The following is a 22,692-nucleotide window of genomic DNA, read 5'->3' as shown; positions in this document are numbered from 1 at the left end:
CATATGACTTCATATCATTTGAATCAAATGAAAAAGGCTGATTTTAATATTCGAGTTAAATATGGGGGCTATCGATTTTTTGAATAGGCAGCAACTCTTGAGAAGAGAGAGAAGACCAATAGTGAAAACTTGGTGATGTAAATGTGGCGAAAACATCAAGATCGCACCAACCAGTCAAGTTTTCGGATTCTGGGCTAGATTCTGGATGATTTTACGGTTCAGGGTGCGAAATCACAAAAAAAGCAAACTGCCTGTCGGAGTTTGCTTTTGGCTCTATCCAAACAATGAGCTGCACCTATATTTTTATATCCTCTGGGCAAAGCTTATGTAAAAGCTGCTTAACCGACATTTCCTCAGTTAATGATCGTATCCCTTGACCTGCCCATAAAGACATCTGATCATGGTTATTTTGAAGTGAAGCCTGCTGTCTCATTGCCTTTGTTAGTGTATTTTGATAGGGATACGGAAGGGTTTGTGTCTCATAATGTTCTTTTTCTTCCATCCATTTATTTACGATTCCTCTGGCCTCTTTACCTGAAAATAGTTTCGTAAGCTTTGTATCTGCTTCGTTTGCCTCTCGTATTTTCTGTTTATGCACTGGATGTGCGCTGCTCTCGTGACAAATTAAAAAGGCAGACCCAATTTGAACGCCTTGGGCTCCAAGGGTTAAAGCTGCTTTTACTCCTCTGTGGTCTATAATTCCCCCAGCAGCTATGACAGGTACACTCAATGCATCTGCTGCTTGTGGAATCAGAGCCATTAAACCTATGGCAGATTCACCTTTGGAAGGTAAAAATGCTCCGCGATGTCCACCGGCTTCGCTTCCTTGAAGGACGACGATATCCATTCCCCGTTCCTCCATTAACAATGCTTCTTCCACTGTTGAAGCGGTTCCAATTAAACAGCATCCAGCAGTTTTTAGCTCCTTGACTGCGTCTTCCGGCGGCAGATCAAAAGTGAATGAGCAAGCCTTTACCTTGTATCTTAAAATCATATCAATTTTTTGATAGAAATCATCCCACTCTTCTTGCACAGGTGTGAATTGATTTGCTTGATTCGCTAACGGTATGTTTGCTTTCCACTTTTTAACCTGGTCTTCTGGCGGCATTTCTAGACCTAGCGGAACAAACACATTAATTTGAAAAGGAGCGTCTGTCAGCTCAAACATTTCTTTTATTTGTTGTTCTAGCAGTTCTGGCTTAAGGTACCCCGATGCTAAACTACCAAGAGCCCCTTGATTTGAAACAGCAGAGGCCAGTCGAGGCTTTGTAATGCCGCCAGCCATTGGAGCTTGAATAATCGGTTTTGTTAAGGAAAGCTTCTTCATAAATTCATTCATACCGAATCCCCCCGTTAAGACATGACTTTTGAAAAAGTGTCATTTCTCATTTTCCTCAAAAACTCGTATTCGCTTAAATATATCGTTTTCCTTCTTTTTGTCAACCAATGTTTTTCTGAAAATGATCTCTCATATTCGTTAAAAAAGCAGTTAAAGCAGGGGTAATGGAAGTGTCTTTTCGCCTGATAAACATGGTTGATACTAAGGAATATTTGTCAGAGATCGTGTGGCTGCGGATGCGGCCTTGTTTTTCGTGCGAAGCAATGATTGAACGAGGCAGCAGCGAAATACCCAAGCCGGCGCTCACACAGCCAATGATCGCTTCAAGGATGCCAAATTCCATTAATTTTAGGGGTAATAAACCTTCTTCTTGCAGGATATGATTGAGCTTTGCTCTGTAAGAACACCCTTCACGCAATACCAGCATTGTTTGTGTTTGAACATTCTGAATGGAAGAAATCTCAGGGTGTGAAGCACTTGTAACAAGAACCAGCTCTTCATCCAATATCTTTTCTTGAACTAAATCAGGGTGTTTAATAGGCCCGGAAATAAAAGCGCCATCTAACTCGTAATGCAAAACTGCTTGTATTTGCTGTTCCGTTGGACCGGTTACCAGGTTAAAATCAACATTTGGATAGAGGTTATGATAATGTGCAAGGAGTTGCGGAAGCCAAACGGCAGCCGTTGTTTCCATTGAGCCAATACGCAAAGGTCCAGAAGGCGCAGATGATTCGCCCATGGCTGCTCTAGCTTCTTCAATTGTATGTAGAATTTTTTCTGAGTAAGAAACAAGAATTTGCCCAGAGGGAGTAAGTGTGATTCCTCGACTATGGCGATAGAATAATGTTGTCTGTAAATCGTTTTCTAGCTGTTGTATTTTATTCGTTACGTTCGATTGTGCATAATTTAAAGTCTGGGCAGCCTTGGAAATACTGCCTTCACGAGCAGTAGTGAGAAAAACCTGTAACAACTGAATATTCATATAATCCTCCATAGCTGATATCTGATTTTAAGATGTCTTTCATCTTAATTTCGAATTATATATGATAGGAGAACTTCATGTAAACTAAAGCTTAGAAGACTAAATCATTTCGTGAGTGGGTCATATACATAAGGTTGTAAATGACGTGCACAAAAATATATGGATGACACCTTACATAAAATTGGAAGATGGAACTGACAACCATTGATAATGAAAATTCTTTATTTCATAATAAAATCAATATTCGGTTTTAGAGTTAGATGTTAGGCTGTATAAAGAAAAGTCTGAAACGGAGGAATACATGCAATGCGAAGTGAACAGGAAATGATGAACATGTTTTTAGACTTTGCTTTGAACGATGAGAGAATCCGATTGGTCACTTTAGAAGGGTCACGTACAAACAAACATATTCGCCCCGACAACTTCCAAGATTATGACATTTCTTATTTTGTAACTGATATAGAATCTTTTAAAGAAAATGATCAGTGGCTTGAAATCTTTGGGAAGCGTATTATGATGCAAAAACCCGAAGATATGGAGCTTTTCCCTCCCGAATTAGGTAATTGGTTTTCATACATTATTCTTTTTGAGGATGGCAACAAAGTAGATCTAACCCTTATTCCAATTCGTGAAGCAGAAGATTATTTTGCTAATAACGATGGTTTGGTTAAGGTCTTGCTCGATAAGGATACGTTCATCAGCTATGAAGTGACCCCAAATGACCGCCAATATTGGATGAAAAAACCGACTTCAAGGGAATTTGATGATTGCTGTAATGAGTTTTGGATGGTTTCGACCTACGTAGTCAAAGGATTAGCAAGAAATGAAATCCTTTTTGCCATTGATCATTTAAATGAAATCGTCCGTCCTAATCTATTGAGAATGATGGCTTGGCATATCGCATCCCAGCAAGGGTATTCATTTAGTATGGGGAAGAACTATAAGTTTATGAAACGTTACCTTTCAAATAAAGAATGGGAAGAACTCATGTCTACCTATTCTATGAGTGGGTATCAAGATATGTGGAAGTCTTTATTTACTTGCTATGCACTATTTAGAAAGTATTCAAAAGCTGTATCAGAAAGTCTTGAATATAAGTATCCTGATTACGATGCAGGTATCACTAAGTATACGGAAGGTATTTATTGCTCAGTAAAGTGATAAGAATATAGATCGTTTTCATATGATATTTGATTCTGGCTGATATGTAGAATTGCAGTATGATTATCATCAGTTCCTGTTTTTATTTCACTCATCCTATACTCTCCATTATTAAATGGATAATATGCATTCACGAGCTTATCAGCATGTTAGTGTAAGCATGGAGTTTTCAGTGATTCATTTACTAGGCAGCACGCTTGTAAAATTTTTGTTCTTTTTAACGAAATGATGCATTATAATTAACCTATAGATATAGAAAAAACAAAAGAATGAAAAGGAGGATTTTTGTGTTTCAAACCTTAGAGCATTTTTTGAAATCTTGGGAGTTCGAAGCAGATGCTACACAGAAACTATTAAATAGTCTGACTGATGAATCACTTAAACAAGAAATAACTTCACAAAATTGGACTCTAGGCCGTATTGCTTGGCATACCGTTGCTGCCATTCGCATCATTACCTCAAACACAGACTTAACGTTCCAAGCCCCAGCTGAAGATTATCCTGTTCCAACTTCTGCTCAGTTTATAGCTGACAGCTATCATCAAGCCAGTAATGCATTTGTACAGGCATTAAAAACCCAATGGACTGACCATACACTTCAAGAACGTATCAACTTTATTGGACAACAAATGCCTAACGGTTCACTTTTGATGTTTTTGATTCAACATCAAAATCACCATCGAGGACAAATGACTGTTCTCATGAGACAAGCAGGTTTAACTGTTCCAGGTATTTATGGTCCAGCAAAAGAAGAATGGACAAAATTTGGTTTGGAAGCCCCGAAAATGTAATCAAACTTTTGATAAAAAAGTTACGCTATGACAACATATAAGAAGATGTTTTGATCATTCTCTTTTCAAAACATGTTCTTTTTTTGTGCGTTTATCAACGATATTTTCCAAACACTTCAAATAACAATGACCTTCCACATGATGCAGGTATGATTTTTCATGCTGTCAAATCTTCTAGATATACATATCTCTATAGATTCCTCTAACAAAATCCATGTCTTTTTTTAACTGCCCGATATGATGTTGGAAGGCAGGTTATTACCGCATCACCACCTAAATTCATACAAAGAGTAAAGCCTCCCAGCGTGAAGCGAGGTCAACATAGTCATTACTTCGTTCGACAAATTCTGCAAATCGTAGACAACCTCCTGATTATTTGGATAATTAACTGGATAGGAGGGGAACAGTTGTCATATTTCATTATACTTATCATCGTTCTATTAATCGGAGCATTGGTAACTGCAGCAGTCGGTATCATATCTTCAAAAGTGGAGGTAACCTCGCCGAAAACCACAATTGAATCTAAAGAGGAAGAACAGAAAAGTTTTTATACGCTGAAATAAAGGAGAGAAAGAGCATCTCCTATGGGGGTGTTTTTAATAGAGGAGTTGGAAAAACTGAATCAGGCTAATTTACTTTTAAGATTCATCCTTGAAATCGCTGCACTAATCTCCATAGGGGTGTTTGCTTGGATAAGCTTTGATGGTTATTTTAAATATGTTTTCACTTTGGTTTTACCTATTGCAGTTATGATTGTCTGGTCTGTATTTGCAGTACCTCATGATCCTAGTCGAAGTGGACAAACTGTAATACCTGTAAACGGGATAACAAGGTTAGTTATTGAATTATTGATCTTTGCAATGGCTGTTGCAGCGCTTTATTTTAGTCACTTCAAACCAGTTGGCATTATCTTTTTATGTCTTATCATACTGCACTACATCATTTCAGCTGAGCGTATCAAATGGCTTCTAAATCAATAGTCTTTCATTTCAGCACTCCTTATGAGAGTGCTTTTTATTATTCTCTGTTGATTCAGTGGTTCTCAGAATAGATTATTGGCGGTTAATGGCTTGGACACAGTTGCAGTTTAGAACGCATTTTCCAATAAGGAAGGCGCTCATTTGAAATTCATCATTAAACAATTGTACAAAAGTAAAATTTGTATTTAAAATGTAGTAATAAATAGAAATTCTGCGTAGGAGGGTATCTTGTGGAAGAAAAGAAAAAAGCTTTAATCATTGTGGATGTACAAAAAGCCTTCGATGATAAAAAATGGGGGGAACGAAATAACGTAAAGGCGGAAGAAAACATTAGTAAAATGCTGGAATTATGGAGAGAAAAAGGATGGACAGTCATATACATACAACACACTTCTGATAAACCTCATTCTTTATTCCATCCAGAGAATGAAGGGTTTGTTATAAAGGAAATAGTTAAGCCTATGGATGAAGAAGTCATTATAACCAAGAAAGTAAATAGCAGCTTTATTGGTACGAATTTAGAAGAATACTTAAAATTAAATGAAATAACAACTGTGGTAATAACTGGTTTAACCACGCCTCACTGTGTATCAACAACCACAAGAATGAGTGGTAATTTGGGGTTTGATACATACCTGATTTCAGACGCAACAGCAGCCTTCGGAATGAGAGACCAAAATGGTACATATTATGATGCGGCGACTATTCATAATATATCTCTAGCTACATTGCATGATGAATTTGCCACAATAGTAACAACTGATCAATTAATAAATGATGTTATAAAAACTCACTGATGAAAACATTTAATAATAAAGCGGCAGGCGCCTTTCCAATAGGAAGGGCGCTCTGATTCGAATTCCCGCTTTATTTGCTCAACGGAACTATTAACCTCAGGCAGCACAATTTCTGTCCAAACCGCATTTCCACAGTACACAGGCACAAATAGCCAGCCCTTCGCCTTGATTGGCTCATTCATTAAGATATATGGGATGGCTGGGACAATTAAACCCCTTCTGTAGCGCCTGCAAATCTCAGGAGAAAAGCATATGAAGATGTGATGCGTGAACATGGAAGACAGCCTATTACATATGAAGTGTCATTTCATGAAGACTACCAGAACATCATTTCAAAACTATTCGATGAACAGCCTGCAGTTGACGGAATTTTTGCCAGTGATGATATCATGGCTGCCGGAGTCATTACAGAAGCCAAAAAACGTGGAAAAGACGTTCCAGGTCAATTAAAAGTGATTGGTTATGACGGTACAGAAACCATTCAGGCTATTCTGCCGGAATTGACTACAATCCAACAGCCGATTGAATTAATTTCCAAAACAGCCATTGAGATTTTAGAAAAACAAATTGAAGGCGAATTTGATGATTTACCACTTGAAACGTATTTGCCCGTACAGCTTTTCGAAGGCAAGACGACGTAATGAACATGGCAGAAGAGTTCCACGGAGTTAGATGATCTCTTTTTATAGATGGCCTTTTAACGCTTCTAATTGATTTGCTTGTTCTATATTTGATACACATAAAATTAGAAGTAAGAGAAATTGAGAAGGATCATTTGCAGAGGATCTATATCAAGAAGAAAACATACCAAATTGATTTTGGTATGTTTTTATTTATGTATTGAATCTCTTAAAAGCATCCATACATGCTCCCAATGCTGTGTGCGTGTAAGGTACCCGAGACAAACATAGCATCACCAAGTTAGAGGAGTAAACCTTGAGTTTGCTCCTCTTTTTATATGCTAACGATGATTCTTGTGAAGCGATATGGGGAAGATTAAAGACTAATCTGGAATTTTCATAAAAAATATTTTGACATTTCAATGTAAAAAACTTATATTCATATATGAGCATACATTCATATACTTATTTTGCATCACGTTAGAATGCTCAATAACAGATGTAACATCATAACTACATATGTATCAACAAACTTTCGTTAAGGAGGAGATTTTTATGGGTCATAATCATACCGAAGGAGCCAATAAAAAAGTTTTATTGTTCTCTTTTATCATCATTACAGGTTATATGATGATAGAAGCTATAGGCGGATTTCTAACAAATAGTCTGGCGCTTTTATCAGATGCAGGCCATATGCTGAGTGATTCAATCTCATTAATGGTTGCCCTGATTGCTTTTAGATTAGCTGAAAAGAAGGCAAGTCACAATAAGACATTCGGATATAAACGATTTGAGATTCTCGCCGCGGTGATAAACGGGGTTGCATTAATTCTTATTTCCCTTTACATCATTTATGAAGCAATCGAACGTTTCTCTCATCCACCGGAAGTTGCTACAACTGGCATGCTTACGATTAGTATTATCGGGTTAATTGTGAATGTATTGGTTGCATGGATTATGCTGAGAGGCGGAGACACAGAGGGTAACCTGAACATAAGAGGAGCTTATTTACATGTGCTAAGCGATATGCTCGGCTCTGTAGGCGCCATTTTAGCTGCCGTACTTATCATCTTCTTTGGGTGGGGCTGGGCAGACCCATTGGCGAGCGTCATTGTGGCTATTCTTGTTTTAAGAAGCGGTTACAATGTGACTAAAGATGCTATTCACGTATTAATGGAAGGAACACCAGAAAATATCGATGTCACTGACATTATTCATACAATTAAAGAGACAGAGGGAATTCAAGACATTCATGATTTACACATATGGTCTATCACAAGTGGATTAAATGCTCTTTCCTGCCACGCTGTTGTTGCCGATCAACTGACCATTTCAGAAAGTGAAAATATTTTACGCAAAATTGAACATAAGCTTGAGCATAAAGGCATTACGCATGTAACCATACAAATGGAAACCGAAGCGAATCATCACGATAATACGATCCTTTGTCAGGCCAAAATTGAGAAGCCTCTTGACCACCATCACCATTAAATTTTTTCTCTCATTATATAGTGAGGAGATCAATAGCATTTTGCAGATTTTGTCTACTGACAATATAAAATTGATGGAGGGCTTAATATGTACGACACTATCGTAATCGGGGCTGGTCAAGCAGGAATCTCAATAGGGTATTATCTTAAGCAGACCGGCCAAAAGTTTCTCATTTTGGATAAAAGCCATGAGGTTGGGGAGAGCTGGAAAGATCGATATGACTCATTGGTTTTATTTACTTCTCGAATGTATAGCTCATTGCCTGGAATGCATCTTGAAGGAGAAAAGCATGGATTTCCTTCAAAAAATGAAATTGTTGCTTATCTAAAGAAATATGTTGAAAAATTTGAAATCCCAATCCAATTACGGACAGAAGTAATAAGTGTCCTAAAATCAAAGAATCATTTCTTAATAAAAACCAATAAGGAAGAATATCAAGCGAAGAATCTTGTCATTGCTACAGGTCCTTTTCATACCCCTCATATTCCATCAATATCAAAGGATTTAGCCAGTAATATTCATCAATTACACTCGTCACAATATAAGAATTCAAAACAATTGGTAGATGGAAATGTACTAGTAGTTGGTGGGGGGAATAGTGGTGCTCAGATAGCTGTTGAATTATCCAAAGAAAGAGTTACATATTTAGCTTGTAGTAATAAACCAGTTTATTTCCCTTTATTGATTGGAAAAAGAAGCATCTTTTGGTGGTTTGATAAATTAGGAGTTTTACATGCTAGTCATACATCAATATTAGGAAAATTCATTCAAAAGAAAGGCGATCCAATATTTGGGCACGAATTAAAACATGCCATAAAACAGAGGGAGGTCATCTTAAAAACAAGAGTCATAGGGGGAAAGCAAAATGAAATCGTTTTTAATGATTCATCTTCATTAGAAGTAAATAATATTATTTGGGCTACAGGTTTTAGGAATCCCCTTAGTTGGATAAAAATAAAAGGTGTTTTGGATAAAGAAAATCGAATTATACATCATAGAGGTGTTTCACCTATAGAGGGATTGTACTTTATTGGTTTGCCTTGGCAGCATAGACGAGGTTCAGCATTGCTTCAAGGCGTTGGAAATGATGCTGAATACATTGTAAAACAAATGAACGGTGAATAAATTGAGTAGAGCAGTAACTCACAAGTTTACTGCTCTATTTTTTGTGTGAGTAAGTGTCGTTATGTTACGGTGTAAAGCCGCAAAGGTATCGCTGTTGTATCTCTTGACATATTAATAAGAGGTACCTTGGTTCACTGATTGTGCAACCTTCTGCCGTACTTCCCGTGCTAAATGTGTAGCACGTAAGGTTGCCTCCCAAATAGTAGGATGAACTGAAGAATGACTGACTGATAATGCCCGTTGTGTGTATGGGACCATTGGTCTTAGGAGACTTTCTGCCTCGTCTACCGATGACGCGTATTGTTGACCAGATGCTCTTCGCAGGTCTGCTATAGCTGCAGGGAAGTTTGACCATAGGCGAAGTATCGAATTCATGCAGCCTACCATAAGAGGGAAATGAGGAGCGCGTCCTTGTCCGGAGGCTAGAAGCTCTGCTGCACCTAAGGCAGAATAAACGTGATAACTCAATGGAGTAAGGTATTTCGCGTGCACAATATGAAGTTCACGTAATCCCCAGGTATCTGGAAGAAACCTGAATTCTGAACTCATGCCGCATCCTAGAGCAAGCGCCCTGCTAACAACTCTCAAGTCTTTTACCACTGTAGCCATTGACTCTTTGAAGGAGGAGGAGTGTATTGGAATGTGGTGAATAGTAGATAAAAGGCTTCGCATTTCATTATTTGCTTGACTTAAATCAGGGTGTTGACGAAAATCGTAAGAATCATCATACGGTTTGGATTGAAAATGCATATCTTTACCCCTTTCATTGAAGACTTTTAGGCAGGATATGCACCTAGCTTGCTTATTGATCAAGGCAATCGCCCAGATTTAGATGATAAAAGATTACATGCTTACTTGTGAATAAAAAAATCCATCATATATAGAAAGCTTCATGCGATAAGAGCATCCCTACCTTTTATGATCATACACTTTCACTTTATTAAGGGACTCTTTAGTATATGTAAAAAGCGATTTTTTAAATCGCTTTTTTTGCGCAAAATCATGTTAACCTCTAACTTCTTTATCAGTAAGAACTTTTAAAGCATCTCTTACTTTTAATGCGAAGTTGATAGGTTTATCAATTGATTCGAAATGAATATACATCAGTCTTGGTTTATCAAACAACCAGTGATTATGAAGTGACGTGACAATCAGATCATGTTCCCGAAGCACACTAATAAATGGATTGATTTCTTTTTGGAGAATCACGGTTTCACCACTGCAAAGAGCGCGGCCATCTTTTGTCATTGATTCAAATGAAAACAACTGAGGAATGAGTAAAAATGATCTTCCTGGTCTTCCCAGTACTTCTGGTTTTATATTCGTTCGTGATCTCATCACTGTGCAAATTCCATTTTCAAAAGTATGCATGGTTCCACCTAGAATATCGTTGAATTCGTCACAAAGACCATGCTGTTGAATCATTTCACCATCAACTTTTGCTTCCGCACGGACGGTTCTCTTGATAAGAACTTTCATAGCCTCCCTTACTTTTCTTGCAAAGGTGAGAGGTTCGTCTATTGATTCAAAATGCATAAACATCAGACGTGGCTTATCAAACAGCCAATGGTTATGAACGGCAGTTACAATAATACCAAATTCGCGTAACTCACTCATAAACGGATTCACTTCTTCTTGAAGTAAAACAGTCTCACCTAGACATAAAGCTCTGCCATTCCGATCCATGCTTTCAAATGAAAAAGCTTGAGGAATAAAAGGAAATGCTTCTGCTCTTCTTCCAAGTACCACTGGATGAATGTTGTTTCGAAATCTTGTAGCCGTACATACACCATTTACGACACTAGGTGTTGAATTGAGAATCCTTGCAAATTCCCTACAAAGTTGGGATGGCTCCATGCCCATTTCTTCCACTGAATATCTCCTCCTGAATAAATTTACACCTTACTTTAAAGATATGTGGAGATGGAAAAAATGTAACACGGCATGAGTCTATATAGGAGAAATTCAATTGTTATTTAAGTTACAAAATGATCAATATTCCTCTGAAAAAATGAGTAGCCTAATGTCGTATGGTCCAATAATAGTTTTTTTAATATGACAGTATAAAATCTTTTGAGTAAAGAAACCTAATGGAAAAGGTTCGCTGAAAGGAGGAAGAGTATGTGGGGAAGAAAAAAATTGAAAACAAAACATCCTTAGTCTGGAAAATGGCTATTGCATCTGCTGTTTCTTGGGAAGCGGCAAAACTAGTGGGCTCTAAACACCCGTATTTAGCACCTCTATCTGTTATATTATGTTTGCAAACGACCATCGATAAGTCGATTCGATTTTCTTTTCACAGGATTGTGGGAACGGCAATCGGGGTCATGTTAACAGCCTATCTTGTTAGTCATTTACATATGAATGGTTGGATATTGGGTCTTTTAATGCTAGGCGGGACCTACATTGCAAAGTGGTTAAGATTAGATGAAACGGTTTTACATCAGGTTGCCCTCACCATTTTATTAGTATTTACGTTTGAAAGAACATCTAAAGATTATGTGATAGATCGGATCATCGATACGATTATTGGAGTCATTATCGCTATTTTGATTCATATGTTACTTTTTCCGCCAGACTTTACAAAAAAGGCAGCCGAAACTTTTCAAACATTAGCTCATCAGCTTTCTGACATACTTTTAGAACTGTCCAAATGGGTTCAATTAGAGTGGGGACAAGGAAAAGGGAACTTAATGGAGTATAAAATGAACCATCTCCTACAGGAGCTGCATGCGACAAAAGAAATGTTACAAACGGCTTCTCAGAGCGTAAAATTCAACCCAATCAGAAAAAAGCATAAAATCATTCTTTCAAGATATCAAATACAGATGCAAAAGATGAATGCAGGATATGAGTATGTATCAAATATCGCGAAAACGTTAAAAGAATGGGAAAAAGAAGGGACTTTATCTTCAAGTGACAAAATGGAGTTGGGCAATGATTTAAAAATGTTAAGTGAATTTTTTGAGGAATTTAAAGGAATACAACAGGGGCAAATAAACGATTGGAAACAGAACGAACAGAACATGCTATTGGAATCTCTTCGTTCAAAACTGATGTTGTATCCACCGCCTAATCATAAGGTCTATAAAGACTCTTTTTTTTTAGAAACGACGAAATTGCTGAAAAACCTATAATATTTTTTCGAAAAAAGAATATGGATATACAGATGTAGATGTAATGAGGTAAAAGCGGGGGAATAAAATGGATGATTTACACCGGATTTTGGATGCAGTCGCCAATTCTAAGAATGCTATGGTATTGGCTACCATAATTAAAGTAGAGGGGTCCGCTTATAAAAAAGAAGGGGCCTCCATGTTAATTTTAGGGGACAAAACAAGAGTTGGCATGTTATCTGCCGGTTGTTTAGAAGAGGATCTTGTTGAAAGGGCAGAGCAAGTTTGGACTACAGGAGAGCCCTTGATTGTTCATTTTGATATGAGTGAAGAGGACGATTTATCGTGGGGACAGGGAGTTGGCTGTAATGGTGTTTTGACGGTTTTACTTGAGCCTGTAAAAGGGGAATTAGAAAGAAATCTTAGGACAGTAAAGAAATGCTTAGATATAAAAAAGTCTGTTACTCGAATGAAACGATTCACTAAAAGATTAGAGCCAAGGGAAGATATGTATATCGTTGAAGATGGCAGTGTGTTTGGAACTGGGGATGTTAAGGAGCTAGGCTGTATTCAAAAACTGAGAAATCAGAATCCCCTTTATGATACAGAAAAGGGAATCAAAAGGGATGAACATACGTCTGATTTATTTTTTATCCATCAGATGGTTCCAAAACCTTGTTTATATGTCTTTGGAGCAGGGGAAGATGCGAAGCCATTAGTTTCTTTGGCAGCTGGTATAGGCTTTCATGTCACAGTGATTGATTGGCGTCCTTCTTTATGTCATAACGGCCATTTTCCTAAAGCCGACGATTTGATTGTAGGAGTACTGGAAGAAGTAATGGAGGGTCTGAGCATTACAGAAAGGGATTTTATCGTCATAATGACACACAGCTTTCAAAAAGATCAGATCATTTTACATAAATTTAAAAATATGGATGTGTTTTATAAAGGTGTATTAGGCCCTAGGAGGCGAACGGAACGACTATTAGGCGGGGCTCAGATTCCAGAAGATATTCATTCCCCCATTGGACTTCCCATTGGGGCACAAGGCCCCGAGGAAATTGCTATAAGTATTGTTGGCGAGATGATTAAAAACATGCGAAAACAAAGGTCTACCTCATGAAAACAGCAGCCATATACTTGGCAGCTGGTACAAGCAGACGTATGGGAACAGATAAGCGAAGTTTATTTCTTAATGGAGCCTCCCTAGGAAGTATGGCTCTTAAAAATGCCTTGTTATCTAAATTAGATCATATTTTCGTTATTACGAGAAAGGGAGATTCACTGCATTGGCTTTCAGCTTTTTTCTTTTTATATCCTATGTCACATAAGTGGAGTCAGGTGGAATGTGAGCAAGCGGGTAAGGGCCAGGGCCACTCCATACAATGTGGTTTAAAAAGAGCAGTAGAGTATGAGGCTGATGCCGTTATCATTCTTCTTGCAGATCAGCCATTTGTCACCACGGATATCATCAATACGTTAATTGATTCCTATCAAAGAGAGCACTACTATTCATTTATAGCTGCTGAAAATCAACATCTGCCTATGCCCCCTATCTTATTTTCAAATCAATGTTTTCCAGTGTTACATCAGTTAAAGGGAGATCAAGGCGCTCGGTATGTCATCCGTGAACGTATTTTAAATACGGGAAAAATGATCAACTTCCAAGACCCTTTGCTTTTTTATGACGTAGATACAGTTGAAGATTACACTTTACTACTGAATAAATTCGGGGAGTGAATGAGTTGGAGTATATCGGAAAAAGTGTTATACGAAAAGAGGCCCTTGAAAAAGTGACAGGAAAGGCGAAATATACAAATGATTTTCAAGAAACAGGGACATTACACGCAAAAATGTTGGTTAGTCCATATGCCCATGCGAATATTGCTTCTATTGACTTTTCAGAAGCTTGGAAGATTCCTGGAGTAAAAGCGATATTGGGTGATGAACCTTTTCCGCGTGTAGGTGAAGAAATTAAAGACAGGTCGCCGATTGCTTATAAAAAAGTTAGATATCATGGTGAGCCAGTTGCTGTAGTTGTTGCGGAAAATCCAATCATAGCTCAAAAGGCGGCGGATGCCATCAAAGTGTCCTATGAACCTCTTCCTGTCGTAAATTCCCCCCGTGCGGCCTTCCAGAAGAATGCTCCTCTCGTCCATGAACATTTGGACCGCTATGAGAAGAAGGAAGGTGTATACCCAGTTCCGAAGACAAATATCGCAAACCTAGATAAAATCAGAAAAGGAAATATAGAAGACGGGTTTAGGGAAAGTGATGTGGTAGCGGAGTTTCAAATTTCCTTTAATCCTTCTGATCACGCTGCTATGGAAACAAGATGCTCGATTGCTGAAATTCGAGCGGATGGAGAGATTATCATCACCACATCCTCTCAAGCTCCTTTTGCCATTAAAAAATTAATGGAGTGGTATTTTGGAATTGAACCTGGAAAGGTTATCGTCAAAACCCCTTTAGTAGGAGGGGCGTACGGGGGAAAAGCAGCAGTTCAGTTAGAGGTTATTGCATATTTGGCATCAAAAGCAGTTGGTGGCCAGCCCGTAAAATTATTTAATTCAAGAGAAGAGGATATGATCACATCTCCTGTTCATATCGGATTGGATGCCATCGTAAAATTAGGAGCAACAAAAGATGGCATCTTAAAGGCGGCAGACATTCAGTTTTTATTTGACGGCGGAGCATACTCCGATAAAGGAGTTGACGTCAGTCGAGCTGGAGTGGTTGATTGTACGGGTCCATACGCGATCGACCATATATGGTGTGATTCATATTGTATGTATACGAATCATCCATATCCCAGTGCATTTAGAGGCTATAGTCATGCTGAAGTTTTATTTGCCTTTGAGCGAACAATGGATGTATTGGCAGAAAAGCTGAACATGGATCCATTAGAACTTCGCTATAAAAATGCCATTCGTCCTGGTGATACTACACCTACTCAAGTTCTTCTCAATTCAAGCACGGTCGGAAATGTACCAAAATGTATTGAAAGATTGAAGGAATTAATGAATTGGGATGAGGGACAGAGAATTGAAATCGGTGATCGGAAGATACGGGCAAAGGGGATCAGCTGTATTTGGAAAACGTCAACATTTGATACAAATGCAACGTCCGGGGTTATTTTAACCTTTAATCCTGACGGAAGCATTAATTTGATGTCAGGGGTAGTGGAAATTGGAACAGGGACAAAAACAGTGTTAGCCCAAATCTTAGCGGAACGAATGAAAATGGACATAAGCAAAATTCATGTAAAAATGCTTATCGATACTCAAACAACACCTGAGCATTGGAAAACTGTAGGCAGCAGAGGGACTTTAATGGGAGGAAGAGCCGTACTGAATGCAGCGGAGGAAGCCATTCGAAAGCTTAAGGACGTGGCATCTTGTGTGTTAAGAGTTCCTGTTGAGGAATTAGAGGTGGCTGATGGAAAGGTTTATTTTTTAGATAATCCTAATGTGAATGTTGAAATAAAAGACATTGCTTACGGATATACATTTCCAAATGGAAATACCATTGGCGGCCAAATCATTGCGAGCGGCAACTACACATTAACCCGGATGACGAATTTAGACCAAGAAACAGGAAAAGGAAAGTCGGGACCCGAGTGGGCTGTAGGCGCTCAGGGAATTGAAGTTGAATTAGATAAACGGGATTATACGTATCGAATTACAAAAGCCTATTCTGTTGTGGATATAGGAACTGTACTGAATGAAAAAGCGGCAAGGGGTCAAGTGATGGGGGGGATGAGTATGGGAATTGCATTTGGAGGAAGAGAAACCTTTGTATTTGATTCATACGGCAGAGTATTAAATCCTCAGCTTAGAACATACCGCCCCCTTCACTATGGAGAGCAGCCTGAATATATCATTGAATTTGTTGAAACACCGCATGTGATTGCGCCTTATGGAGCGCGCGGCGGCGGGGAACACGGACTGTTGGGGATGCCGGCAGCATTGGGAAATTGCCTTTCCACTGCTTTAGGTGTCCAATTGAATCAACTTCCTCTGATTCCTGAACATTTATGGAGGACGCAAGAGGGGTGGAAAGATGATACCGTTTGATTTCGACTATTTTAAACCGAAGACCATTCAAGAAACAACCCGCCTGTTTCACTCTCTTGCGGCCGAAAAGAAAACACCAATGTATTATTCCGGCGGCACAGAAATCATAACATTAGGAAGGTTGAATCTCATCTATACGGATGCAGCTATAGATATTAACGCACTTCCGGAATTTCATACCATCCGTTTTCATGAAAAGTATCTAGTGATGGGAGCAGGTGTGTCATTAACGAAAGTGGAGGAAGAAAATCCGTTTCCGTTATTGAGTAAAACAGTAAGTGAAATCGCGGACCGGACGGCTCGAAATAAAATCAGCCTGGGTGGAAATATTTGTGGGAACATCTATTACCGTGAGGCAGTCTTGCCGTTGTTAATTTCCGATAGTTTGGTAGGAGTCGCAGGGAGAGCAGGGCTTCGTTACCATCCTATTAATAAAGTATTTAACAGGGAAATACAATTACAAAAAGGGGATTTTTTATTTCATATCCTTATAGATCGAACGTATATAGAATCGCCATTTGTAAGTATAAAAAGAAGACAACAGTGGAATGTTGGGTATCCATTGGTGACAGTTTGTGCACTGAAAAAAGATGAAGAGGTTAGAATGGCCTTTAGCGGCGTATGTCCATTTCCTTTTCGTTCTATTGAAATGGAGAAAATGTTCAACGATAAAAGCTATTCATTAGAAGACAGAGTGCGCAGGTCTTTACAGTATCTGCCCAAACCCATTCTTGATGATGTAGAAGGCTCAAGTGAATATCGAATATTTGTCTTGCAACATGCAATCTTGGATGCCTTACATGAATTAGAAGGAGGCCCAAATGTCTAACCCTATTACATTAAAAATAAATGGCAAGGAAAGACGGATTACTGTCAGACCAGCCGATACTTTGTTATATGCCCTTCGTCTTCGTCTTGGATTAACTGGTTCAAAGCCAGGCTGCTTAAATGGCGATTGTGGCGCTTGTACGGTATTAATAGATGGAGTACCGATGAAATCTTGTTTGATGCTTGCAGTAGAAGGTGAAGGTAAGGATATTACTACAATTGAAGGACTTATAAATACGCCAATACAAAAGGCTTTTATTGAGAAATTTGCGTTTCAATGTGGCTATTGTACCCCAGGTTTTCTAATGAATTGTCATGCTTTAGTGAATACTGAGCCGAACGCTGGCGATGAAACGATAAAAGATTGGCTGCAGTCCAATATTTGCAGATGTACTGGTTATAGGGAGATTGAAGAAGCAGTTAAATCTGTTTTACATACAGAGAAAGGGAATCATTAGCCCGGCATAACTGATTACCAAATATCACGTAAGATTTTTTCTTCTAATGAGATCCTTAAAGCCTGAGATGAACTGAATGTTTCATCCAGGCTTTTTTTAGGTATAACATAGCTTATCCTAGGGGTAATGTATATAGGCAATGATGAGTCAGCTTCCTGTAATGATGAAACGTTTCTTAGCAAACGAAGAAGTGCTTGGAAAACCTACAGCTCTTTCACCATGACTTTTTCGCCATTAAAATCGAGTTCACCATTAAAGTGAAAACCAAACCTTTGATAAAGGCGAAGAGCATGAATATTATTTTCAAATATACTTAAATAAATTCTCTTACATTTATATAGCTCAGCAAGGTGCTGAATGAGAGCTTTAAGCATTTTCTTCCCTAATCCTTTTCCCTGATAGTGTTCGTCGATAAAAAATCGGTCAAGCCAAACTCGTCCATTTTTATTATCTTCATCATACTCGGGAAACAATCCATACATTGCAAAACCGACTAGATCTCCTTCAGAGTAAAGCCCGACAGGTTTATAATAGGGGCATTCTTTCGCATCCTCTAAACATACTTTTGCAGATTCAATATATGATAGTTGATTCTGGCTGACATGCAGATCAAGAATGGCAGCACGATTATCATCAGTTACTGCTTTTATTTTTATACTCATACTACATTCTCCTTATTTTTCTTATCACCCGGTTAGGCTGCGGCTTAAGGTGATGGCAGATGGAATTGATATTGCTAAAACTCTGCATAACTATATTCACGTCAAGCAACATGTAGCCTATCAAATTAAGTACCTTATCTTATTGTGCCTAACCAGGGGCATTCCCTGCAGCCAAATGACTTGACTTTATAGAGAATGAATTAATTCAAAGCTGCAGCATCATTCTTATTTTCTTTCCAAACCATTGTAAGACCAAGGCCGATCACCATAACGAAACCTGCAAATAGGAAAGGGAAATGAATGTTAAGATCAAATAGGATACCGCCTAGAGCGGGGCCAAATATATTTCCCAGGCTGGTGTATGTGGAGTTCATGCCTGCTACGAAACCCTGCTGGTTACCGGCCATATTGGATAAATGAGCAGTTAAGGCCGGACGTAGCAAATCGAACGCCAGAAAAATAAAACAAGTTACAAGCAAAACAGTTAAAAATCCTGACATAACAGTAGAAATGAAAGCTAAGATCGCTCCGGTTATTAAGCACAGCTGAATGATTCTTTTCTCTCCAAGTTTGTTGACCAATTTCCCGAAAAGTAAAACTTGAATAACTACCGCCACAATGGAACTAATCGTAATAATGGTTGCAATATCTTTTGGTGTGAAGCCAAATTTATGATCAGAAAACAAGCTGAATACCGTTTCATAAGCTGATAAACCAAAAGCCATTACAAAGACGATAATAAATGCAATGAAATAGACAGGATGAATGGACTTCTTCAAGTCTTTAATGAAATTTGATTCCTTTGTATGAGAAGAGAGTTGATGGCGTTCTTCTATTGACAATGACTCTTTTAGTATAAAAACGGAAGTGACAGCTGCTATTAATGCGATGGCGGAGGCGAAGAAAAACGGCATGCGGATACCAAAGCCGGCAATAAATCCACCCGCACCAGGCCCAATGATAAAGCCTGTGCTAATTGCAGCAGAAACATACCCCATAGCTTTTGACCTTTCCTTTAGGGTTGTCATATCAGCTACATATGCTGTTACCGCGGTCATGATAAAAGCCGCACTTATGCCACCCAAAATCCTCGAAACATAAAAGATTGAAACATGGGTCCCTAATCCGAAAATCAGCTCTGATAAACTGAATATAAGCAACCCGAGAATAATCATTTTTTTTCTGCCGAAACGGTCAACCCATCTTCCCGCAAAAGGTGACGCAATTAACTGAGAAATGGCAAAAGCCGCAACAAGATAACCCATAGTGCTGCCGGATAAATGCATGATTTTCATAAAAGAAGGCATAACCGGAATAATTAAACCGATACCAAGAAATGCTACGAAGATGTTGCTCAATAGTATAATGAAAATCGTTTTTTGCTCACTTATTGATTTTTTCATTTAAATTCCCCTTTACTCAATTGAACCCTTTTACCTATCCTTTTCACTTGAAGCTTTTTTCAAGTACAATCAAATCATAAGGTATATGGTTACCGTATAGTCAAGGAGGTTTTTATGGGCGAAGATGTTAGGAAGTATTTCACAACAGGGGAGTTTTCAAAGCTCTGCCGTGTAAAAAAACAAACCTTATTTCATTATGATGAGATTGGTCTATTCTCACCGGAAATAAAAAAAGAAAATGGGTATAGATATTATTCCTATCATCAATTTGAGATTTTTCAAGTCATCAGACTATTTAAAGAGCTTGGCGTTCCGTTAAAAGAAATAAAGTGTCTAATAAAAGGGAAAACACCAGACAAGATCCTGCATGTTCTAAAAGAAAAATCTGTTGAGATTGATAAAAAAATAAATGAGCTTAAACAGTTGCAAACGATCTTACATACAAAAGTGGCGCTTACTGAACAAGCACTTGAGACTGATTTTTCCTCAATTTCTTTTGAATATTTACATGAAGAAACATTCATGTTAAGCCGAAACACATTAAACTTACGAGAACGAAAATATGTGGCTGCCATTTCAGAACTCATTCATGAAGTTCAACAATATGAATTAGATGAAGGATATCCGATAGGCGGGATCTTTGCACGGGAACAAATATTACAAAAAGACTTCTACAATTACAGTTACTTTTATATAAAAGTAAAAGATGGGATAGAGAACATAAATTATCATGTGCGGCCAAAAGGCCTTTATGCAGTTGGATATGAAATAGGTGGAAACACTGAAGAAGCGTATCGCAGAATCATTGAGTTCATTGAAAAGAATGGAATGCAAATAGGGGAAAATGCATATGAGGAATATATGCTGGATGAGATGGTAGTTGACGGGTATGAAAATACATACGCCAAAATCCTCCTTCAAGTTAAGGAGGTGTAAGATTACGAGATGTTGATATGGAAAAATTGTTACTATTGTGTGCCCAAGAAGAATATAAACTGGTTACATAAAAGCGAGCCCACAGCCCTACTTCAAAAGCTGCACCATTGAATAAATAGCAATGTCTGTCTTTATTCGCTGGCATAATTATTTGTAAAGTTTTAAAAATTCTAGGCTAGTGAAATTCAACATCCATAAAATGATGAAAAAGTCGGTGATAAATTATTCATCCGTGAATCAAACGGTGATCGAACATTCCATTTTTGTGTTTAAGATGAGTTTTCTTGATTTAGCACACTCCCTTAATAAATGCATAGGATACTATCACAAAAATTTATAATTGTGGGGATCAAAAATGTACTTTAACCCTTTTTCGCCTCAATGTTATTATTATGTGACTGTACCGATGTATAACGATGGAAGATCTGTTTATTGGACTATTCCAAATGAGATGGAGCGCGTACACAGATGTGCCGATTTGCGCTCTTCATATGAAGATAGAAACCTTCTCTTGAAGGATTATGGACCAAAACCATTTGTTGTAAATATCAATAGAGCCACAAAACAAAACAATACGTTCCGTACTGCTTTATGGACAGGAAAGCATTTTCAAGTTACTTTGATGAGTCTTGGTATTGGAGAAGATATTGGTTTGGAAATCCATCCTAACGTCGATCAATTCTTACGGATTGAGCAGGGGCGTGGGATTGTCAAAATGGGAAAGAGCAAAGATCATTTGAACTTTCAAAGAAATGTTTATGATGATTCTGCCATTGTTGTACCTGCCGGCACTTGGCACAACGTGATGAATACAGGGAATACGCCATTAAAACTTTACTCCATTTATGCTCCTCCTAACCATCCATTTGGTACAGTTCATGAAACCAAAGCAGATGCAGTGGCTGCGGAAGGTTAGCATAGATATTCGCAGAATTCTATGTAATTGGAGTCACATCCAGCATGAAACATAGGGAACCAGCACCTAAGAATTGTTTTTATGCAAATGAAACCCTATGTAATATCCAAGCAGTCTTGTGCTAATTTTAAAAGTAATTGATAAAATAAAGTCGATTTAATAAAATCGACTTATTTCTTTATTCGAGTCACTTTTAGCAGAATTGGCATTATCGAAATGAATCTATCAACTCAAAGAAAGTAACTTTCACACTTGACTATATACCTACGGGGGTATATTATTGTTTTGTGAATAACAAAGAGTTAATAAGGTGGTGTAACTCGTATCAATTATTTAGTTATTGCATTCCTGCTTATTTTTGTGACTATCATTGCAACGTATAGACGTTATTATCCTATAACCGGAATATCTTGTATCCATAAAGATAAATTAAAAACTACGGACATGACAATATTAGATATTCGCCATTATAACGATGTACCCAATTTTTCGGATGATATTATTTTAAACATCCCATATGCGTATCTAAAACGTTTTTATTTAGAGATCCCACGTGATAAAATACACATAATCGCTCGTGATCGGGTGGAATTAAATTTAGGAGTGCGTTTTCTAAAGCGCAAAGGTATCCATGTAAACAGTTATGAGCTGGCAGCATGTAAATGTGAAAATAAATGAAAGAAAGGATTTCATTGATATATGGAGTATGATCAAAAGATTAAAAACCGCTTACGACGGATAGAAGGACAAATTAAAGGTGTATTGACTATGATGGAACAAGGAAAAGATTGTAGAGAGGTTGTGACCCAATTAGCAGCTTCCCGTAATGCTATCGATCGAGCGATGGGTTTAATTGTGAGCACAAACCTTGAACATTGTGTTCGTGAAAGTTTAGAAAAAGGCGAAGACACACAAAATTTAGTAAAAGAAGCAGTCGACTTGTTGGTAAAGAGCCGATAAAAATTCATCAACCTATATTTAAGGTTGACGAATTTTTATATGCGTAATATT

At 38.0% G+C, this 22,692-nt stretch carries 22 protein-coding genes and 1 pseudogene; 18 read left to right on the top strand and 5 right to left on the bottom strand.

Going from position 1 to position 22,692, the window contains the following annotated elements:
• Window positions 1–295: 295 nt before the first annotated feature.
• Complete coding sequence (locus CDO84_RS12575; RefSeq protein WP_040082369.1) at window positions 296–1,339, bottom strand: nitronate monooxygenase; 1,044 nt, start codon at window positions 1,337–1,339, stop codon at window positions 296–298.
• 100 nt (window positions 1,340–1,439) lie between these two features.
• Entirely contained in the window at window positions 1,440–2,321 is an 882-nt protein-coding gene (locus CDO84_RS12570; protein WP_040082371.1) for a glutamate biosynthesis transcriptional regulator GltR, read from the bottom strand.
• Window positions 2,322–2,627: 306 nt separating this feature from the next.
• On the opposite strand from CDO84_RS12570, the gene aadK reads away from it, so the two are divergent.
• The 8 genes and pseudogenes from aadK to CDO84_RS12530 all read left to right on the top strand — a co-directional run bounded on the left by aadK (window position 2,628) and on the right by CDO84_RS12530 (window position 9,286).
• On the top strand, window positions 2,628–3,482 hold the full coding sequence (gene aadK / locus CDO84_RS12565; protein ID WP_040082373.1) for an aminoglycoside 6-adenylyltransferase AadK: 855 nt from the start codon (window positions 2,628–2,630) through the stop codon (window positions 3,480–3,482).
• A 287-nt stretch (window positions 3,483–3,769) separates the two neighbouring features.
• Window positions 3,770–4,273 carry a DinB family protein gene (locus CDO84_RS12560; RefSeq protein ID WP_040082374.1) on the top strand — a complete coding sequence of 168 codons (504 nt, stop codon included), beginning with the start codon at window positions 3,770–3,772 and terminating at the stop codon, window positions 4,271–4,273.
• A 407-nt stretch (window positions 4,274–4,680) separates the two neighbouring features.
• The gene (locus CDO84_RS21590; protein WP_176720971.1) at window positions 4,681–4,836 is read left to right on the top strand and encodes a hypothetical protein; all 156 of its coding nucleotides are present in this window, start codon (window positions 4,681–4,683) and stop codon (window positions 4,834–4,836) included.
• Window positions 4,837–4,881: 45 nt separating this feature from the next.
• Window positions 4,882–5,253, top strand: coding sequence for a YrdB family protein (locus tag CDO84_RS12555; protein ID WP_082032980.1), 372 nt, complete (start codon window positions 4,882–4,884; stop codon window positions 5,251–5,253).
• 230 nt (window positions 5,254–5,483) lie between these two features.
• Window positions 5,484–6,050: a cysteine hydrolase family protein gene (locus tag CDO84_RS12550; protein WP_040082375.1), complete on the top strand. Its 567-nt coding sequence runs from the start codon at window positions 5,484–5,486 to the stop codon at window positions 6,048–6,050.
• Between the two features lie 227 nt (window positions 6,051–6,277).
• Window positions 6,278–6,691 (top strand): annotated as a pseudogene (locus CDO84_RS12540) (substrate-binding domain-containing protein); the annotation flags it as partial.
• Between the two features lie 534 nt (window positions 6,692–7,225).
• Window positions 7,226–8,161, top strand: a complete 936-nt coding sequence (locus CDO84_RS12535; protein WP_014664724.1) for a cation diffusion facilitator family transporter — start codon at window positions 7,226–7,228, stop codon at window positions 8,159–8,161.
• Between the two features lie 87 nt (window positions 8,162–8,248).
• Complete coding sequence (locus CDO84_RS12530; RefSeq protein ID WP_040082376.1) at window positions 8,249–9,286, top strand: flavin-containing monooxygenase; 1,038 nt, start codon at window positions 8,249–8,251, stop codon at window positions 9,284–9,286.
• Between the two features lie 1,005 nt (window positions 9,287–10,291).
• Here the strand turns inward: CDO84_RS12530 and CDO84_RS12520 are convergent.
• Window positions 10,292–11,158, bottom strand: a complete 867-nt coding sequence (locus CDO84_RS12520) for a DUF1259 domain-containing protein (protein ID WP_040082378.1) — start codon at window positions 11,156–11,158, stop codon at window positions 10,292–10,294.
• 296 nt (window positions 11,159–11,454) lie between these two features.
• On the opposite strand from CDO84_RS12520, the gene CDO84_RS12515 reads away from it, so the two are divergent.
• The 6 genes from CDO84_RS12515 to CDO84_RS12490 all read left to right on the top strand — a co-directional run bounded on the left by CDO84_RS12515 (window position 11,455) and on the right by CDO84_RS12490 (window position 17,764).
• Window positions 11,455–12,423: an FUSC family protein gene (locus tag CDO84_RS12515; protein ID WP_052438151.1), complete on the top strand. Its 969-nt coding sequence runs from the start codon at window positions 11,455–11,457 to the stop codon at window positions 12,421–12,423.
• Window positions 12,424–12,490: 67 nt separating this feature from the next.
• Window positions 12,491–13,525 (top strand): XdhC family protein, encoded by a 1,035-nt coding sequence (locus CDO84_RS12510; RefSeq protein ID WP_040082380.1) that lies wholly within the window; start codon window positions 12,491–12,493, stop codon window positions 13,523–13,525.
• Window positions 13,522–14,142: an NTP transferase domain-containing protein gene (locus CDO84_RS12505; protein ID WP_040082381.1), complete on the top strand. Its 621-nt coding sequence runs from the start codon at window positions 13,522–13,524 to the stop codon at window positions 14,140–14,142. Before CDO84_RS12510 ends, CDO84_RS12505 begins: the two co-directional genes overlap by 4 nt.
• A gap of 5 nt (window positions 14,143–14,147) precedes the next feature.
• Window positions 14,148–16,478 (top strand): xanthine dehydrogenase family protein molybdopterin-binding subunit, encoded by a 2,331-nt coding sequence (locus tag CDO84_RS12500; protein WP_040082382.1) that lies wholly within the window; start codon window positions 14,148–14,150, stop codon window positions 16,476–16,478.
• Window positions 16,465–17,307, top strand: a complete 843-nt coding sequence (locus tag CDO84_RS12495; protein ID WP_040082383.1) for an FAD binding domain-containing protein — start codon at window positions 16,465–16,467, stop codon at window positions 17,305–17,307. Before CDO84_RS12500 ends, CDO84_RS12495 begins: the two co-directional genes overlap by 14 nt.
• Window positions 17,300–17,764, top strand: a complete 465-nt coding sequence (locus CDO84_RS12490) for a (2Fe-2S)-binding protein (RefSeq protein ID WP_040082384.1) — start codon at window positions 17,300–17,302, stop codon at window positions 17,762–17,764. The genes CDO84_RS12495 and CDO84_RS12490 overlap by 8 nt, the downstream gene beginning before the upstream one ends.
• Window positions 17,765–17,967: 203 nt before the next feature.
• Here the strand turns inward: CDO84_RS12490 and bltD are convergent, their stop codons facing one another.
• Both bltD and blt read right to left on the bottom strand, forming a co-directional pair.
• A complete protein-coding gene (gene bltD, locus CDO84_RS12485) occupies window positions 17,968–18,426 on the bottom strand; it encodes a spermine/spermidine acetyltransferase (protein WP_038829690.1) in 459 nt (152 codons plus the stop codon).
• Window positions 18,427–18,626: 200 nt separating this feature from the next.
• Entirely contained in the window at window positions 18,627–19,829 is a 1,203-nt protein-coding gene (gene blt / locus CDO84_RS12480; RefSeq protein ID WP_040082385.1) for a multidrug efflux MFS transporter Blt, read from the bottom strand.
• A 114-nt stretch (window positions 19,830–19,943) separates the two neighbouring features.
• On the opposite strand from blt, the gene bltR reads away from it, so the two are divergent.
• From bltR to CDO84_RS12450, 4 genes are all read left to right on the top strand, one after another.
• Entirely contained in the window at window positions 19,944–20,765 is an 822-nt protein-coding gene (bltR, locus tag CDO84_RS12475) for a multidrug efflux transcriptional regulator BltR (RefSeq protein ID WP_014664713.1), read from the top strand.
• A 355-nt stretch (window positions 20,766–21,120) separates the two neighbouring features.
• Window positions 21,121–21,681, top strand: coding sequence for a cupin domain-containing protein (locus CDO84_RS12465; protein ID WP_040082386.1), 561 nt, complete (start codon window positions 21,121–21,123; stop codon window positions 21,679–21,681).
• Between the two features lie 360 nt (window positions 21,682–22,041).
• Window positions 22,042–22,359, top strand: a complete 318-nt coding sequence (locus CDO84_RS21730; protein WP_082032958.1) for a sulfurtransferase — start codon at window positions 22,042–22,044, stop codon at window positions 22,357–22,359.
• A gap of 21 nt (window positions 22,360–22,380) precedes the next feature.
• The gene (locus tag CDO84_RS12450; protein ID WP_003237170.1) at window positions 22,381–22,641 is read left to right on the top strand and encodes a metal-sensitive transcriptional regulator; all 261 of its coding nucleotides are present in this window, start codon (window positions 22,381–22,383) and stop codon (window positions 22,639–22,641) included.
• The last annotated feature ends 51 nt before the right edge of the window (window positions 22,642–22,692 follow it).

This window comes from Bacillus sp. MD-5 (assembly GCF_002201875.1).
Lineage (GTDB): Bacteria > Bacillota > Bacilli > Bacillales > Bacillaceae > Bacillus > Bacillus stercoris.
This window is presented reverse-complemented; position numbering and strand designations above follow the sequence as displayed.

What these genes read in the sequence shown, in the direction of transcription:
- CDO84_RS12505 (WP_040082381.1), top strand. Translation starts at nt 13,522, where the DNA reads ATGAAAACAGCAGCCATATACTTGGCAGCTGGTACAAGCAGACGTATG.
- bltD (WP_038829690.1), bottom strand. Translation starts at nt 18,426, where the DNA reads ATGAGTATAAAAATAAAAGCAGTAACTGATGATAATCGTGCTGCCATT.
- bltR (WP_014664713.1), top strand. Translation starts at nt 19,944, where the DNA reads ATGGGCGAAGATGTTAGGAAGTATTTCACAACAGGGGAGTTTTCAAAG.
- blt (WP_040082385.1), bottom strand. Translation starts at nt 19,829, where the DNA reads ATGAAAAAATCAATAAGTGAGCAAAAAACGATTTTCATTATACTATTG.
- CDO84_RS12535 (WP_014664724.1), top strand. Translation starts at nt 7,226, where the DNA reads ATGGGTCATAATCATACCGAAGGAGCCAATAAAAAAGTTTTATTGTTC.
- CDO84_RS12465 (WP_040082386.1), top strand. Translation starts at nt 21,121, where the DNA reads ATGTACTTTAACCCTTTTTCGCCTCAATGTTATTATTATGTGACTGTA.
- CDO84_RS12495 (WP_040082383.1), top strand. Translation starts at nt 16,465, where the DNA reads ATGATACCGTTTGATTTCGACTATTTTAAACCGAAGACCATTCAAGAA.
- CDO84_RS12515 (WP_052438151.1), top strand. Translation starts at nt 11,455, where the DNA reads ATGGCTATTGCATCTGCTGTTTCTTGGGAAGCGGCAAAACTAGTGGGC.
- CDO84_RS12575 (WP_040082369.1), bottom strand. Translation starts at nt 1,339, where the DNA reads ATGAATGAATTTATGAAGAAGCTTTCCTTAACAAAACCGATTATTCAA.
- CDO84_RS12510 (WP_040082380.1), top strand. Translation starts at nt 12,491, where the DNA reads ATGGATGATTTACACCGGATTTTGGATGCAGTCGCCAATTCTAAGAAT.
- CDO84_RS12490 (WP_040082384.1), top strand. Translation starts at nt 17,300, where the DNA reads ATGTCTAACCCTATTACATTAAAAATAAATGGCAAGGAAAGACGGATT.
- aadK (WP_040082373.1), top strand. Translation starts at nt 2,628, where the DNA reads ATGCGAAGTGAACAGGAAATGATGAACATGTTTTTAGACTTTGCTTTG.
- CDO84_RS12570 (WP_040082371.1), bottom strand. Translation starts at nt 2,321, where the DNA reads ATGAATATTCAGTTGTTACAGGTTTTTCTCACTACTGCTCGTGAAGGC.
- CDO84_RS12450 (WP_003237170.1), top strand. Translation starts at nt 22,381, where the DNA reads ATGGAGTATGATCAAAAGATTAAAAACCGCTTACGACGGATAGAAGGA.
- CDO84_RS12530 (WP_040082376.1), top strand. Translation starts at nt 8,249, where the DNA reads ATGTACGACACTATCGTAATCGGGGCTGGTCAAGCAGGAATCTCAATA.